At 41.6% G+C, this 15,291-nt stretch carries 15 protein-coding genes; 3 read left to right on the top strand and 12 right to left on the bottom strand.

Going from position 1 to position 15,291, the window contains the following annotated elements:
* Positions 1-10: 10 nt before the first annotated feature.
* Positions 11-232, top strand: coding sequence for a helix-turn-helix domain-containing protein (locus M1F17_RS01070; RefSeq protein WP_094960821.1), 222 nt, complete (start codon positions 11-13; stop codon positions 230-232).
* A gap of 100 nt (positions 233-332) precedes the next feature.
* Positions 333-620: a helix-turn-helix domain-containing protein gene (locus M1F17_RS01065; protein ID WP_004262793.1), complete on the top strand. Its 288-nt coding sequence runs from the start codon at positions 333-335 to the stop codon at positions 618-620.
* Between the two features lie 78 nt (positions 621-698).
* On the opposite strand, the gene M1F17_RS01060 is transcribed toward M1F17_RS01065, so the two are convergent.
* Complete coding sequence (locus M1F17_RS01060; protein WP_094960822.1) at positions 699-1,580, bottom strand: LysR family transcriptional regulator; 882 nt, start codon at positions 1,578-1,580, stop codon at positions 699-701.
* Between the two features lie 182 nt (positions 1,581-1,762).
* Between M1F17_RS01060 and ampC the strand changes: the two genes are divergently transcribed.
* Positions 1,763-2,905 (top strand): class C beta-lactamase, encoded by a 1,143-nt coding sequence (ampC, locus tag M1F17_RS01055; RefSeq protein WP_241098183.1) that lies wholly within the window; start codon positions 1,763-1,765, stop codon positions 2,903-2,905.
* A gap of 213 nt (positions 2,906-3,118) precedes the next feature.
* Here the strand turns inward: ampC and hemN are convergent, their stop codons facing one another.
* The 11 genes from hemN to pstS form a co-directional block, all read right to left on the bottom strand.
* On the bottom strand, positions 3,119-4,492 hold the full coding sequence (gene hemN / locus M1F17_RS01050) for an oxygen-independent coproporphyrinogen III oxidase (protein ID WP_004262801.1): 1,374 nt from the start codon (positions 4,490-4,492) through the stop codon (positions 3,119-3,121).
* Between the two features lie 332 nt (positions 4,493-4,824).
* The gene (gene yihI, locus M1F17_RS01045; protein ID WP_112307977.1) at positions 4,825-5,340 is read right to left on the bottom strand and encodes a Der GTPase-activating protein YihI; all 516 of its coding nucleotides are present in this window, start codon (positions 5,338-5,340) and stop codon (positions 4,825-4,827) included.
* Between the two features lie 434 nt (positions 5,341-5,774).
* Entirely contained in the window at positions 5,775-7,109 is a 1,335-nt protein-coding gene (locus tag M1F17_RS01040; RefSeq protein ID WP_112307978.1) for an NCS2 family permease, read from the bottom strand.
* A gap of 186 nt (positions 7,110-7,295) precedes the next feature.
* Positions 7,296-8,048: an amino acid ABC transporter permease gene (locus tag M1F17_RS01035; RefSeq protein ID WP_144138721.1), complete on the bottom strand. Its 753-nt coding sequence runs from the start codon at positions 8,046-8,048 to the stop codon at positions 7,296-7,298.
* A gap of 1 nt (position 8,049) precedes the next feature.
* Complete coding sequence (locus tag M1F17_RS01030; protein ID WP_144138718.1) at positions 8,050-8,802, bottom strand: amino acid ABC transporter permease; 753 nt, start codon at positions 8,800-8,802, stop codon at positions 8,050-8,052.
* Between the two features lie 110 nt (positions 8,803-8,912).
* Complete coding sequence (locus M1F17_RS01025) at positions 8,913-9,752, bottom strand: ABC transporter substrate-binding protein (RefSeq protein ID WP_112307979.1); 840 nt, start codon at positions 9,750-9,752, stop codon at positions 8,913-8,915.
* 666 nt (positions 9,753-10,418) lie between these two features.
* Complete coding sequence (gene phoU, locus M1F17_RS01020) at positions 10,419-11,132, bottom strand: phosphate signaling complex protein PhoU (RefSeq protein ID WP_036958602.1); 714 nt, start codon at positions 11,130-11,132, stop codon at positions 10,419-10,421.
* 13 nt (positions 11,133-11,145) lie between these two features.
* Positions 11,146-11,922 carry a phosphate ABC transporter ATP-binding protein PstB gene (pstB, locus tag M1F17_RS01015; RefSeq protein ID WP_004262838.1) on the bottom strand — a complete coding sequence of 259 codons (777 nt, stop codon included), beginning with the start codon at positions 11,920-11,922 and terminating at the stop codon, positions 11,146-11,148.
* A gap of 38 nt (positions 11,923-11,960) precedes the next feature.
* A complete protein-coding gene (gene pstA / locus M1F17_RS01010; RefSeq protein ID WP_036958603.1) occupies positions 11,961-12,842 on the bottom strand; it encodes a phosphate ABC transporter permease PstA in 882 nt (293 codons plus the stop codon).
* Position 12,843: 1 nt separating this feature from the next.
* Positions 12,844-13,800, bottom strand: a complete 957-nt coding sequence (gene pstC, locus M1F17_RS01005) for a phosphate ABC transporter permease PstC (protein ID WP_004262847.1) — start codon at positions 13,798-13,800, stop codon at positions 12,844-12,846.
* A gap of 130 nt (positions 13,801-13,930) precedes the next feature.
* Positions 13,931-14,974, bottom strand: a complete 1,044-nt coding sequence (gene pstS / locus M1F17_RS01000; protein WP_004262850.1) for a phosphate ABC transporter substrate-binding protein PstS — start codon at positions 14,972-14,974, stop codon at positions 13,931-13,933.
* Positions 14,975-15,291 lie beyond the last annotated feature (317 nt).

The raw sequence follows: 15,291 nt of genomic DNA, 5'->3' as shown, positions 1-15,291 counted from the left end.
AGGAGTATATATGCCTTATTCAACATCTCACCTAATTGGCAAAAAAATACTTTTTTATCGGAAAACGAATGGACTTTCAGTTAATGAACTATCCGAGGTTATTGGCATCAGCCCACAACAGCAGTCACGATATGAAAGAGGAGTAAATAGAATTACTTTAGATAGATTGTTCCAGTATGCAACGTATTTTGAGATTGATATTAAAACCTTCTTTCAGTCCCATGATTTTTAATAAATTAAGTAATAATACATATCACTAGAAGATCCAATTACATTAAAAATATTTAATTATATTAACATTATAATATTTAAAATAAATTAGAGAGAAAATCATGAAACGAAAAATATCTAAATCCGTCGGTTTAAAAATAAGATCATTAAGAGAAAGTCACGGAATGAGTGGTAAAGATTTAAGCATATTGTTAGGCATTAGCCAACAACACCAATCACGCTATGAAAATGGCGAGGTTAATATTCATGTCGATACTATTTACCAGTTGGCACAAATATTTAATGTTTCGCCGACCTATTTCTTTACTGAAACCATTACGGATATTAATAGTACAGAGCTCTCTGTTAATAAAAAGAATTATTTCTCTGCTGAAGCTTTGGTATTCTAACCTCTAAATATGAGCATTATAATATGCCAATAAATTAAATATCGGTGCTATTTCTATTTATAGTATAGCACCGACTTATTATTCTTTTTTAGACTCCTCCACCAACCAATGACGAAATATCGCCATCGCTGGTGTCATGACTCTTGACTTTAAACGGCTTAACCAATATCCACCCAGTGTTACAGATATATCAAAAGGTTGAACTAACGCCCCAGCACTTAATTCATGACTAAACATGCAACTTGGCACCAATGCTATACTGTCAGTTAATAACGCAGCCTCAACCATTAAACGCGATGAATCAAATACTGGGCCTTTGACACGCCAAGGTTCAATATCCGCAGCTAAAAACCATTTTTCCCATTCATCTTTACGATATGAACGCATTAACTGGTGGGATTTTAAATCTAATGGATGTTTGAGCTGGCTTGCGACTTTCTCTGAACAAAGTACAGTATGAGCTGTTGAAAATAGGGGGATATTTTCAACCAGTGGCCATAAGCCCTCCCCAAAGCGAATAGCAAAATCAACGCCTTCGGCAGCGAGATTCACCACATTGTTATGAGTCATAATGCGTAAATCAATATAAGGGTATAGTTCCGAGAATTGGGTTAACCTTGGCAATAACCAGCCCACAGCAAATGTACCGACCACTGAAATACTTAAAGCTTCTCGATAATGGCCATCTTCAAATTGCAGTAGTAATGACTCAATCTGGTCAAAAGAGCGGCTCAATACGGGCAGCAATGCAAGCCCTTCATCAGTTAATGCAAGCCCTCTAGGTAAGCGAATAAAGAGTTCTAGTCCCAGCTGCTCCTCTAACAACCTAACTTGTTGACTAACAGCTGCCTGAGTGACATTCAACTCTATTCCTGCTCGTGTAAAACTTAAATGCCGCGCTGAAGCTTCGAATGCCCTAAGCGCATTGAGTGGAAGCCGATGACGATAATTTTCTGCCATAAGATTTTCTTTTACCTCATCGAATTTTATATCGTTTTAAATAATGACCGAAAGCATGCATACTGCTTTGCAATCGCGGTTTAACCGCCTAATAGCCTATATTAAAGCACTTTAAATTTACAATGAAGTGCTTTCAGTTCCTGTTAGCAATAACTTAAACTTGTACTTATTGGAATAACTCTATGAAAACTCTTTTTCGTCAGGGGCGAATTTTTGTCGCACTGAGTTTGGCGTTAACCACGCTATCCGCTAATGCGTTCACTCAAAAGGATGTGGATGACATTATTAAACCTCTGATGGAACAAAAACAGATCCCAGGGATGTCTGTCGCAATTTCCGTTGAAGGGAAACACTATATTTATCACTATGGTGTGCAGTCTAAGCAAAGCTTAGTACCTGTCAGTGATGAGACTTTATTTGAGATTGGTTCTTTGTCTAAAACGTTTACTGCCACACTCGCAGCCTATGCACAAGACCAAGGAAAACTCGATTTTTCGCAAAAGGTAAGCCACTATCTTCCTGAATTAAAAGGGTCTGCTTTTGACCAAGTCACAGTAATGAACTTGGCTACTCACACTTCCGGTTTATCGTTATTTGTGCCTGATAGCATTACTAATTCAGCTGAATTAATCCGTTATTACCAACATTGGAAACCGACCAAAGCCATTGGGCAATATCGCTCTTATTCAAATCTTGGCGTGGGGCTACTCGGTATCGTTACCGCTAAACAACTCAAAATGCCATTTGAGCAAGCGATGGAAAAATTAATGTTGCCTGCACTTGGGCTAAAACATACCTATATTCATGTCCCTAAAAACCAACAGAAAAATTATGCTCAAGGTTATAATAAGCACGATCAGCCCATTCGTGTAGCACCACAAATTTTAGATGCTGAATCTTATGGTTTGAAATCTAATGCTAAAGATCTAATTCGCTTCTTAGATATTAATATGCAAACGAAGAAAGTCGCTAAGCCGTGGCAAGAAGCCGTAGAAAACACCCATACTGGGTTCTATATGACCGATTCATTTATGCAAGATATGATGTGGGAAAGCTATTCATGGCCAGTATCTCTTGCTCAATTACAGCAAGGTAACCGAAATGAAATGGCATTACAGCCACAAAAGGTCGAAGCAATTACACCAGTAATGCCACCTGAAACACAGGCTTTCTACAATAAAACAGGCTCAACCAATGGTTTTGCAACCTATGCGGCATTTATTCCGGAAAACCAAGTGGGTATTATTATTTTATCCAACAAATGGTATCCAATCCCTGACCGCATCACTGCGGCCTACCAGCTAATCGAAAAAGCGAAACACTAGCCCACGCAGAACATCCAATGTTCTAAATAATCAGATAACGAACCAGTAATACTCAACATAGTTCGTGCTAGAGCAAGGCGGCAAAATTCGGCTATCTCGGGGAGTATACAAAAGTATATGACCCGAGTAGCCGAATAAGGCCAACGCAGCTATTGCGCGAAATATGAAGAGTATTAAAGACAACAACGCGACAGCACGAATTATGAAGAGCATTTAGATAACGCGGGAAAACTGCCGCTGCCTCATCTGACTACGTAAGTAAACATCAAAACACATACAAATATTACGAATAAGTAAACGCCCTTGCGGCGTAACTTTAATTCCTTTGTCTGTCATTTCGACTAATCCATCTTCTGCCATTGGCTTCAATAGCTCTAAATCCTCTTTAAAATAAGATTTAAAGTCAATTGGATAGATTGCTTCAATTTGTGCAAAATCCAATTGGAAGTTACAGATTAAGGTTTTAATAACATCACGGCGCAAGCAATCATCATCGGTTAAGACGAGACCTCGCCACAGCGCTTGGCCTTGCTCTTCAACTTGCGCATAATAGGTTTTCAAATCTTTCTGATTTTGCGCGTAGTTATCGCCTAACATACTGATCGCAGAAACGCCTAATCCTAATAAATCACAGTCGCCTTGAGTCGTATAACCTTGGAAATTACGGTGTAAAACCCCTTCTCGTTGGGCCACAGCGAGCTCATCTTCAGGGCGAGCAAAGTGGTCCATACCAATAAATTGATAGCCATCTCTGGTGAGGGTTGCGATTGTGTCTTGCAGAATATCGAGTTTTTGCTCTGCACTTGGTAAATCAGCATCTTTAATTTTACGCTGCGCCGCAAATAAATTAGGCAAATGCGCGTAATTAAACACACTTAAGCGATCTGGTGATAATTCAGCCACTTTCTTTAAGGTAAATGCAAAGCTCTCAGGAGTTTGTTTAGGTAAACCATAAATCAAATCAATACTCGTTGAGGTAAAACCCGTTTCTTTGGCTCGTTTAATTAGGGCAAAAATAAATTCTTCGTCCTGTTCACGGTTAACCAGCACCTGAACTTCTTTATTAAAATCCTGAACTCCCATGCTTAAGCGGTTAAACCCTTCATGGCGCAGATGATCTATCATATCCAGTTCAATTTCACGCGGGTCGACTTCGATGGACATTTCAACATCATCCGCAAAATGAAAATGCTTTTTCAATAAACCAACCAAATGGCTGACTTGAGCTTTATCGAGGTAAGTCGGAGTACCACCGCCCCAATGCATCTGGGTCACAATACGACCTTTTAATAAAGCTGCGCGCTGAATAATTTCTTTTTCAATTACTTTAAGATATTCATCGGCTTTATGTTTTTGGCGTGTCACTAATTTATTACAGCCACAGAAATAACAAAGTTTATGGCAAAAAGGGATATGGACATAGAGCGATAAAGGTCGATCAGGATAACGTTGTGTTGCTTGAACAAACGCATTCTCATCATAATCTTGATTGAATTCCAAGGCTGTGGGATACGAGGTATAACGAGGCCCTGAATAATTGTATTTTTGAATGAGAGAAAGATCCCAAACAATATTTTGCTCTGACATAACATTCCTCAATTGACCAAAAGCTCAAACTATAACGATGACTTCACTCTATTTAATTTGTTATTCGATGAGAGTGAAAATTTTATAACCTGCATAAGCATTATAGACTCTAAATATTTCGAGTTGCAGCTAAGCGACAAGTGAATGAGTCGCTAGGAGTATACATAAGTATGAGACTCGTGCGAATGAACATAGTCAACAACGCTGCAGCTTTGAATATGACGAGTATAAATATGTTAGAGAAAAGAGACTTGATTCAACATCAAAGAAAAGTGAGTTAGCAGAAAAAATAGCCAAATCCCCCGCTAGCGCGAGGGATCTTTTAAACGAAATTATTTACTTTTTAAGATGCGCATAATGTCATCAAGTTTTTCTTCGTCTTCTTCCTCTTCTTCTTCGCTATATTCAATACCGAGAATATTCATCAGTTCATCAATACGGTCTAAACAGGTATCAACATACTGCTGTTCTTGCGCAGTGATAGTTTCGCCATCCTCCAGACGCGCCAAAATGCTATCTAGGCGGTCATCGCTTTCTAGCATTTCCAACTCTTTTTCTGGCGTTAATTTTTCTTTAGCGACTGGCTTCTCTTTCACCACTGGACGCGCTACTGGTTTGTTATCATCCACAACTAATGGAATCGGTTTTTTGCTACCAATACGCGGGTCTATGGTGGTAGATTGCCCACCTTTAGCATTGCTAGAAGCAGATTCTTGGTTACGGCTACCAGATTTATGACCTCGATGTTTTTTCTCGCGCTTACGCTCACGGCCTTCCGCATTTATCTCTTCTTTAGTTTTACGGTATTTTTTCTTTGGCTTAGCAGCCGGTTTTTTTGGTGCATTCATGGTCTGATACCTTGATAAAGTCAGTTTCTGCTGCGAAATCTAGCAGGATCCCATAAAGGGGGAAAGCACTAGTTTGCAATTTTGGCGGATTTTTTACTCCACCCTGCCTTCGCAATAGTACTTTAATGATTATACCTTAAATAATTTGTGTTGCATGCAAGCAACAAAAAGGAAGAGCCGTATGAGGGGGGATTAATCTTCTAAATAGCTTTACCTACAGAAAATGATCACTTCGCCAATACACTAAACGTTCCAATACTCTAAATAGCTGTACCGTTAGAGGACAGAAAATAGAGAGTCATCTTGAGCAATATTCTAAATAATTCAAGTTGTGGCTAGGCGTCAATCGAGGTTATCTCGGGGAGCATACATAAGTATGTGACCCGAGTAGCCGAGAGAAGACAACAACGCCACAGCTTGAAGTATGACGAATATCAGGCGTCGACGAGCACCATTTTTAGTAGAAACATCGCCGCCACTAAAATCACACACAGCCCCAAATCACGCCAGCGGCCTGTACCAATTTTCATTGCACAGTACGCAATAAAGCCTAGTGCGATACCTTCTGTGATTGAGAAGCTAAATGGCATCATCACTGCGGTAATAAATGCGGGTACAGACTCAGTTAAGTCATCCCATTTCACGCGGGTTAAACTTGAAGTCATCAACACGCCCACGTAAATCAAGGCACCCGCAGTTGCATAAGCAGGAACCATACCGGCAAGAGGTGAGATAAACATGGTCAATAGAAATAGAATACCAACGACAATCGCAGTTAAACCTGTACGCCCACCAACAGAAACACCAGAAGAACTTTCAATATAGGCGGTGACAGAAGATGTCCCCATCGCTGAACCTGCAACAGAGCTCAAGCTGTCCACATATAACGCTTGCTTCATCCGTGGGAAAGTTCCGCGTTCATTTGTGATACCAGCTTTGTCAGTCACACCTATCATGGTGCCTGATGAGTCAAACAGGTTTACTAACATAAAGGCAAAAATCACACCGGATAACGCTAAGTCTAAAGAGCCAGCGAAATCAACCTGCCCGACGACACTCGTGACACTTGGCGGCATTGAGAATATTCCAGAATATTTCACATCCCCCAAAGCCAAACCAATCAAGGTGGTCACTGCAATAGAAACTAATACCGCGGCATGAATATTACGAGCCGCTAAGATTGCAATAATAAAGAACCCGAGGGCTCCCAGCCAAACATTATGGTGAGTCAAATTACCGATAGAGACTAACGTGTCTGGGTTAGCGACAATGATACCGGAGTTTTTCAGCCCCATCATCGCAATAAATAGGCCGATACCACTGGTGATCCCGACGCGAAGACTAAGCGGGATATTGGCGATAATCCAATAACGGATACGGAATAATGTCAGAATAAATAACCCGACTGCCCCCCAAAATACGGCCCCCATTGCAACTTGCCATGAATAGCCCATCGCGCCAACTACAACGAAAGCAAAAAAAGCATTCAGCCCCATAGCAGGTGCTACTGCAATCGGTAAATTTGCCAACAGCCCCATCAAAATACTACCAATAGCCGCAATCAAACAGGTGGTGACAAATACAGCTTTGATATCCATGCCTGCAACTGAGAGAATTTGAGGGTTAACAAAAACGATATATACCATCGTTAGGAAGGTGGTGAAGCCTGCAACAACTTCTGTCCGTGCTGTCGTGCCGTGCTCTTGCAATTTAAAAACACGCTGAAACAAGCCCTGCGGTTGTGCCGAGCTAGAAGATTGATTACTCATTAGATATTGCGCCCAAAAAAAGTTTTTTTCGCCCTATACTACAATTAAAAATCACAAAAGAAAACGATTGCGTAAACTATAAGGGGCAAAAATGTCCTAACTAACTGATACGCCAAGATGAAATAATAAAAATAAACCAAAATAGTGGAGTGAGGAAATGGTGGATATTTCACCACCACTTTTAATTTAGGAAAGTGCTAACAGTTTTTGTCGGCGCCAAAACAATAAACGATGTTTCGCAGCCATTTTTTGAGGTTGATGTTGCGCACTCAACTTTGTCGCCACCCTATTCGCAATAATTTCTACCGCAAAACACATCACAAAATAAATAAATGCTACGAATAAGAAAACTTCGAGAGGATAAACCATTTCACGGTTATTCACTTGGGTTGCTAAAAAAGAAAGCTCCGCAACACCAACAACATAGGCTAATGAGGTATCTTTAATTAATGCTACCCACTGGTTAATAAATGAAGGAACCATCATACGTAAGGCCTGTGGCAATACGACATTCCACAATACCTGCCAGCGGCTAAACCCCAAGGATAATCCTGCCTGCCACTGCCCTGCTCCTATCGCTAAAATGCCAGCTTTCACGGCATGAGCCAAATATGCAGAAGTAATTAATGCCAATGCACAGACGACTGTTGCAATACCCGGAATTTCCATACCCAATAAGATTGGCAACAGAAAATAGGTCCAAAAAATTAACATAATGACCGGAATTGCACGGAAGAAACCTAAAATCGCAGCAAATAGGTTAACCCAGAAGCCCCGCAGCATGGCTAAAGCTATTCCGCCCAATGTTCCTAATACAATAGAAGCCGCACCGGCAAGTAAACTAATGACTAACGTCAGTGCAGCGCCTTCAAGTGGCCCATCCGGAAAAGTACCAAACAATAAATATTGCCAATTCTGCTCAATAATCGAAAAATCCATCTTATACCCCCTGAGCCAAATTACGCTGTTGACGCCACTGACCCCAACCTTCCATTACCGCAATAATGGCAATATACAAAACGGTTGCCACACCAAATGCAGCAAAGGTTTGCAGTGTCTGGCTATCAACCTGGCGGGAGACATAAGACAGTTCTGCGACGCCTATCGCCATCGTTAATGATGAATTTTTTACCACATTCATATATTGGCCCAGTAGTGGAGGCATCGCGATTTTAACGGCTTGCGGTAATACCACCAATTTCATGGCCTGCCATGAGGTTAGCCCTAAAGCAAACGCCGCATATTTTTGCCCCTGACGAACGCCACGGATCCCAGCACGAATTTCTTCAGCGATAAACGGCACGGTATAAAGGGTCAAACCAATAAAACCGGCTAAAAATTCAAATGACGGCCAACCCACTGTGATTCCAAGTAAATGGACTTCATGGGGAGTATTGAGCCATTCCATTACAGCAGAGGGTAAAATTTCACCAGAAGCGAAATACCAAAAGAATAACTGCACCAACAAAGGCGTATTTCTGAAAATAGAGATGTAGATACTCACAGCCCAACGCACAAGAGCAATTTGGCTATCCTTTGCTGATGCAACTATAAAACCCAATACAGTGGCTGCAACAATGGTACAAATCGAGATCCAAATAGTGATCAAAAAGCCGTAGCCAAACCATTCTAAATACTGCGGTGCCAAGAAATGGGCAGACCAAAAATCACCATTTAAAAATTTTTCAAACATTGTTCACGACCTATTGCCTTCACAGCTTGTGATTAAAAACTCATCCCTTATAACCAAGAACCCCACACAGAGTGCGGGGCTTCAAATCACTGAGTACTTACCGTTCCCCATTAAGACTGTGGCTGTTGCTCACTCAGTGGTGCGAATTTAAAGTCTCCGCGTGGCTGTGCGGCTTTGGTATCTGGCCCAAACCAACGGTTATAGATCACCTCGGCTTTACCGTCTTTCTCCAGTTTCAACAGTGTTTCGTTGACGTTTTCAACCAAACGCGTTTCACCTTTGCTTGCTGCCAATGCTTGGTATTCTTTCGTCAGGCTAAATGGGGAAATCTCAAAATCTGCTTTCACTTTTTCAGGTAAATTGCCTAATAAGCCCACCAGTTTTGCATCATCTTGTGTGATAGCTTGGACGTTACCATTACGCAGTGCAGCGAAAGCTTGTGGGGTATCGTCATAAGAAATCACTTTAGTCTCAGGGAACCGCTCACGCAAAGTCACTTCCTGCACAGTACCTTTGTCTGCGCCAATACGCAGTGGTTTGATGTCGTCAGGTGTTTTTAATACGCCTTTACGGGCAATAAATTTTTGGCCTGTCGCAAAATCAGGAATTGAGAAATCAACTTGTTTTGCGCGTTCATCTGTAATGGTGAAGTTAGCACCAATCAAGTCAACTTTTCCTGAAGTTAGAAGTGGAATGCGATTTGCTGGATTAGTTGGACGAAGCTCAAGTTTTACCCCTAGGCCATCTGCAATTTCTTGCGCAATATCAACATCATAACCCGCTAATTTTTTAGTTTGTGGGTCAATAAAACCAAATGGTGGGTTACTATCAAATACTGAAATGCGGATCACACCCGCTTGTTTGATATCATCTAATTTATCTGCGCTAGCGACATTCGCTGTCAGCGCTAAACCTGTAAGTAAAACAGTCGTTAGAATACGAGCTTTCATTGAACACCCCTGACGGTAAATTTTTGTAAATCGACCATCACAAGCTATCAACTATTGCTTAGCACTTGAAATAATATTAAATAATATATTTATAACAAAATAGAATATAAAACCACACAAAAAAGGGGCAAGCTTTGTACAAAGGCCCCAACATGGTTAAACCATCAATAGACTCTTATTGAGCAAGAAGAAAGTCGGTATAAAAATCTTAAGCTAAATTTTTAGATGCTTTGTACCTGAAAATATACGCCAATAGTCATTAAAGAAATAACTGTTCAAACGTATCAATACTCTAAATAGTTCGTATTGCGGCTAGGCACCAAGCTAGGATATTTCGGGGAGCATACATCAGTATGTGCCCCGAATCGCCGAGCGAAGCCAACACCGCCACAGCACGAAATATGACCAGCGTTTATGCTCTAAATAGTTCGTATTGTGGCTAGGCACCAAGCTAGGATATTTCGGGGAGCATACATCAGTATGTGCCCCGAATCACCGAGCGAAGCCAACACCGCCACAGCACGAAATATGACCAGCGTTTATGCTCTAAATAGTTCGTATTGTGGCTAGGCGGCAAGCAAGGATATCTCGGGGAGCATACACCAGTATGTGACCCGAGTAGCCGAGCGAAGCCAACACCGCCACAGTACGAAATATGACGAGCATTTATTTGTTCGTTAGCATCTTTTCAAGACTATCCCCACCCACATGACGGAAATCCTGCCCCTTCACATAGTAGAAAATAAACTCACAGATATTTTGGCAGCGGTCACCGATGCGCTCAATTGAACGTGCGCAGAACAATGCCGTTAATACACTTGGGATCGTCCGAGGGTCTTCCATCATATAGGTCATCAATTGGCGTACGATGCCCTCATACTCTTGGTCAACTTTCTCATCTTCACGGTAAATACGAATGGCTTCTTCGAGATCCATTCGTGCGAATGCATCTAATACGTCATGTAGCATTTGCACTGTATGGCGGCCTAATGATTCTAAGCTCACTAACAGGGGCTGATGTTGATGAGAGAATTTTTCCAATGCAGTTTGGCAAATTTTGTCTGCAACATCGCCGATTCTTTCCAGCTCAGCAATGGTTTTTGAAATTGCCATAATCAGGCGCAAATCACTCGCCGTTGGTTGGCGTTTCGCGATGATCTTAACGCATTCTTCATCAATGGCCACTTCCATCATATTGACTTTATGGTCATTTTCGATAACTTCACGCGCTAAGGCTTCATCCTGATTATGCATGGCCGTAATGGCTTTGGTAAGCTGTTCTTCGACCAGCCCCCCCATCGTCATCAATTCAGTATGGATATGTTCCAGTTCAGCATTGAACTGCCCCGATATATGTTTGTTGTGATTCAGCGTATCCATCGTCGGCTCCATATCAACCGTAGCGGCCAGTAATATAATCTTCAGTTTGCTTCATTTCTGGGGTAGTAAACATTTTGTCAGTATGATTAAACTCAACTAACTCCCCTAAATACATGAAAGCCGTATAGTCAGAACAGCGTGCTGCTTGTTGCATATTGTGGGTAACAATTACCACGGTGTATTCTGACTTTAATTCACTAATCAGTTCTTCAATTCGACCGGTTGAAATTGGGTCAAGAGCAGAACAGGGCTCATCCAACAATAAAACTTCTGGACGAATAGCAATACCACGAGCAATACAGAGACGCTGTTGCTGCCCACCCGACAAGCTATAACCACTTTGGTGTAGCTTATCTTTGGTTTCATTCCATAATGCAGCCTTTGTTAACGCCCACTGCACACGTTCATCCATTTCTACACGAGATAATTTTTCAAATAAACGCACACCAAATGCAATATTATCGTAGATTGACATCGGGAATGGTGTTGGTTTTTGGAAAACCATTCCGACTTTCGCACGCAATAACGCGATATCTTGTTTATCTGTCAGGATATTTTGACCATCCAGTAAAATTTCACCTTCTGCGCGCTGTTCACCATACAATTCATACATTTTATTGAAGGTACGTAGTAACGTCGATTTACCACAGCCTGATGGGCCGATAAACGCAGTGACTTTATTTTTTTCAATGTCTAAAGAGATATTTTTCAGTGCGTGAAACTTGCCATAATAGAAGTTGAGGTCACGTACTTTAATTTTACTATTTGCAATATCGTTTGCATTAATCATGGTTTGCTTTTCTCTCTAAATCTTTATTTATCTGGCGCTTAGTGTTTTTTCTGTGCGAACACAACACGTGCAATGATGTTAATGAGCAGGACACATAGGGTAATTAACAGAACCCCTGCCCATGCAAGCTCTTGCCATTCGGAGAATGGGCTCATTGCAAATTTGAAGATTGTCACCGGTAAGTTAGCAATTGGTTCGCTCATATCCGTACTCCAGAACTGATTTGACAGAGAAGTAAACAGAAGCGGTGCGGTTTCCCCAGCAATACGCGCAATTGCAAGCAAGATCCCAGTGATAATCCCTGACACAGATGCTTTTAGCGTAATAGATAAAATCATTTTCCATTTTGGTGTGCCAAGTGCATAAGCGGCTTCACGTAAGCTATCCGGAACTAATTTCAACATGTTTTCAGTGGTTCGGATAACAATTGGAATTTGCAGCAATGCAAGCGCCACAACCCCAGCCCAACCCGAGAAGTGCTGCATTTGAGCAACCACAATGGTGTACACAAACAGCCCTACAACGATAGACGGAGCTGATAATAAAATGTCATTAATAAATCGGGTGACTGAAGCTAGCCATGACTTACGGCCATATTCTGCTAAATAAATTCCCGCTAAAATCCCTAAAGGCGTACCAATAACTGTCGCCCATAAGATTAATAAACCACTACCTACGATGGCATTTGCCAGCCCGCCACCTTCAGTATTCGGTGGTGGAGTCATTTCAGTAAACAGATTGAGGGACATGCCATCAATCCCTTTAGTGACTGTAGAAAACAAAATCCACACTAACCAGAACAAGCCGAAAGCCATGGTTAACATTGAGACAAATAGAGCCATTCTGTTAACTTGACGACGCCACGCTTGACGGCGTGCTCGTTCTTTTTCATTCACTGCGATAGGTTGAGATATCGACATATTAACGGCCCTCATTCTTCGCAAGACGCATGACCATCAACTTGGAAATCGCTAACACAATAAAAGTGATAACAAACAGGATAAGTCCAAGTTCCATCAAGGCCGAGGTATGTAAACCGCTCTCTGCTTCCGCAAATTCATTTGCCAGTGCCGAGGTGATACTGTTACCTGGCATAAACAGTGATGCGCTATCAAGTTGGTAAGTATTACCAATCACGAACGTCACCGCCATGGTTTCACCCAATGCACGGCCAAGGCCTAACATCACTCCACCGATTACCCCATTGCGGGTATACGGCAGCACGATATTCCAAATCACTTCCCATGTCGTACAACCAATGCCGTAAGCTGACTCTTTCATCATCACAGGCGTTTGTTCAAATACATCGCGCATCACTGACGCAATGTAGGGAATAATCATAATCGCGAGGATAATCCCCGCTGCTAAAATACCTATCCCGAATGCAGGCCCTGAAAATAATTCACCGACAATCGGCACACTCGACATCACATTACCAACTGGCTCTTGGAAATATTCTGCAAACAGAGGAGCAAAGACAAATAACCCCCACATCCCATAAACGATACTTGGGATAGCAGCAAGAAGTTCAATCGCGATACCAAGAGGACGTTTTAACCAATTGGGTGCCAGTTCTGTTAGGAACAGTGCTATACCAAAACTAACAGGAACGGCGATAATCAGAGCAATTAACGATGTAACGATAGTGCCGTAAATAGGCACAAGAGCACCGAATTCTTCAGCCGGTGCATCCCATTCTTTGGTCCACAAAAACGAAAACCCAAACTTTTGCATACTTGGCCAAGATGCAAAAATAAGGGAAATAATAATGCCTCCGAGCATTAACAAAGTGATGAGCGCGGCAATCTTTACCAGTGCACTAAAAATCACATCACCTGATTTGCTGGGAGCTCTAAATGCCGTTGTTTTCTCGGCCATGCGCTTTGTTCTCATTTCATTCCTGCTCTTTTCTACAGGATTGCGTTACAACGATGAGCGGGTAAGCCCTGTTCCTCAGCACTTACCCGCCATTTCCAACCCTAAGTGCACTTAGAAAACCTAAGTTCACCTAGAATAATGCTTTACCTTGGCTATCTTTAACTTCTGTTTTCCATGCTGCACGTACTGCGGTCACGACTTCTTGAGGTAAAATTGCGTAATCTAACGCTTCCGCTTGTTTACCACCTTTATCATAAGCCCAGTTGAAGAAGTCAAGAACCGCTTTGCCTTTTTCCGCATTCGCTTGCTGCTTGTGAACTAAGATAAATGTGGTTGAAGTAATCGGCCATGCATTCGCGCCATCACGGTTTGTTAAATCTTGTGCAAAAGATTTAGACCAGTCAACTTTCTTCGCTGCGGCACTGAAACTTTCACCCGTTGGTGAAACCGCCTCGCCATCAGCAGAGATTAATTTAGTATACGCAAGGTTGTTCTGTTTTGCGTATGCATATTCAACATAACCGATAGAACCTGGTAGACGCTGTACGAAAGCTGCAACGCCATCATTACCTTTACCACCTACGCTATTTTTCGGCCAGTTAACGGTAGAACCCGCGCCAACGTCTGATTTCCAGCTTGCACTGACTTTAGCAAGGTAGCTGGTGAATACGAACGTGGTACCAGAACCGTCAGAACGTCTAACAACTGCGATAGCTTGGTCTGGCAAACTAACATTTGGGTTCAATTTAGCGATTGCTGGGTCATTCCATTTGGTAATTTTACCTAAATAGATGTCGCCTAATGTGTTGCCATCTAAAGTCAGTTGCCCTGACTCAATTCCTTTTACATTAACAGCCAGTACCACACCACCGATAACAGTTGGGAACTGGAACAAGCCATCTTCTTTTAATTTTTCATCAGTTAATGGGGCATCAGATGCACCGAAATCAACTGTTTTTGCATTGATTTGTTTGACACCACCAGAAGAACCAATCCCCTGATAGTTTACTTTATTACCTGTTTCTTTCTGATAAGAATCTGCCCACTTCGCATAAACAGGAGCAGGAAAGGTCGCGCCAGCTCCGGTCAGGCTGGTAGCAGCAAAAGAAGACATTGCAGTCAGAGATAAAGTTGCTGCCATTACGCTTGCTAAGGTGGTACGCGTCATTTTCATAATCCCTCCGGGGATGTATAGAAACAATCAAGTATAAAATTGTTGGGTGTATGTCACGGTAGGAAAAATAGGACAATTTAGTTACGACAACATGTCGTTTTTATGACAGTTTTATGACAATTGCTGATTTTTTCACTGGCGAGAAAACAAAAACGAAGAAAAATACAATTTTACAACTTAAAATTCAATTAGTTATAAAAACAAAATTTCGAAACTAATATCAAAAAGAAAAATGACAGACTGTCATAAAAGCGAAAAATATTTTTATCCTGCAACTATAAAGTAATACTCAAAACAATTTGTGTTGCAGCTAGGCG

The sequence above is a fragment of the Providencia sp. PROV073 genome, assembly GCF_033688125.1.
In the GTDB taxonomy this organism is placed as follows: Bacteria; Pseudomonadota; Gammaproteobacteria; order Enterobacterales; family Enterobacteriaceae; genus Providencia; species Providencia hangzhouensis.
This window is presented reverse-complemented; position numbering and strand designations above follow the sequence as displayed.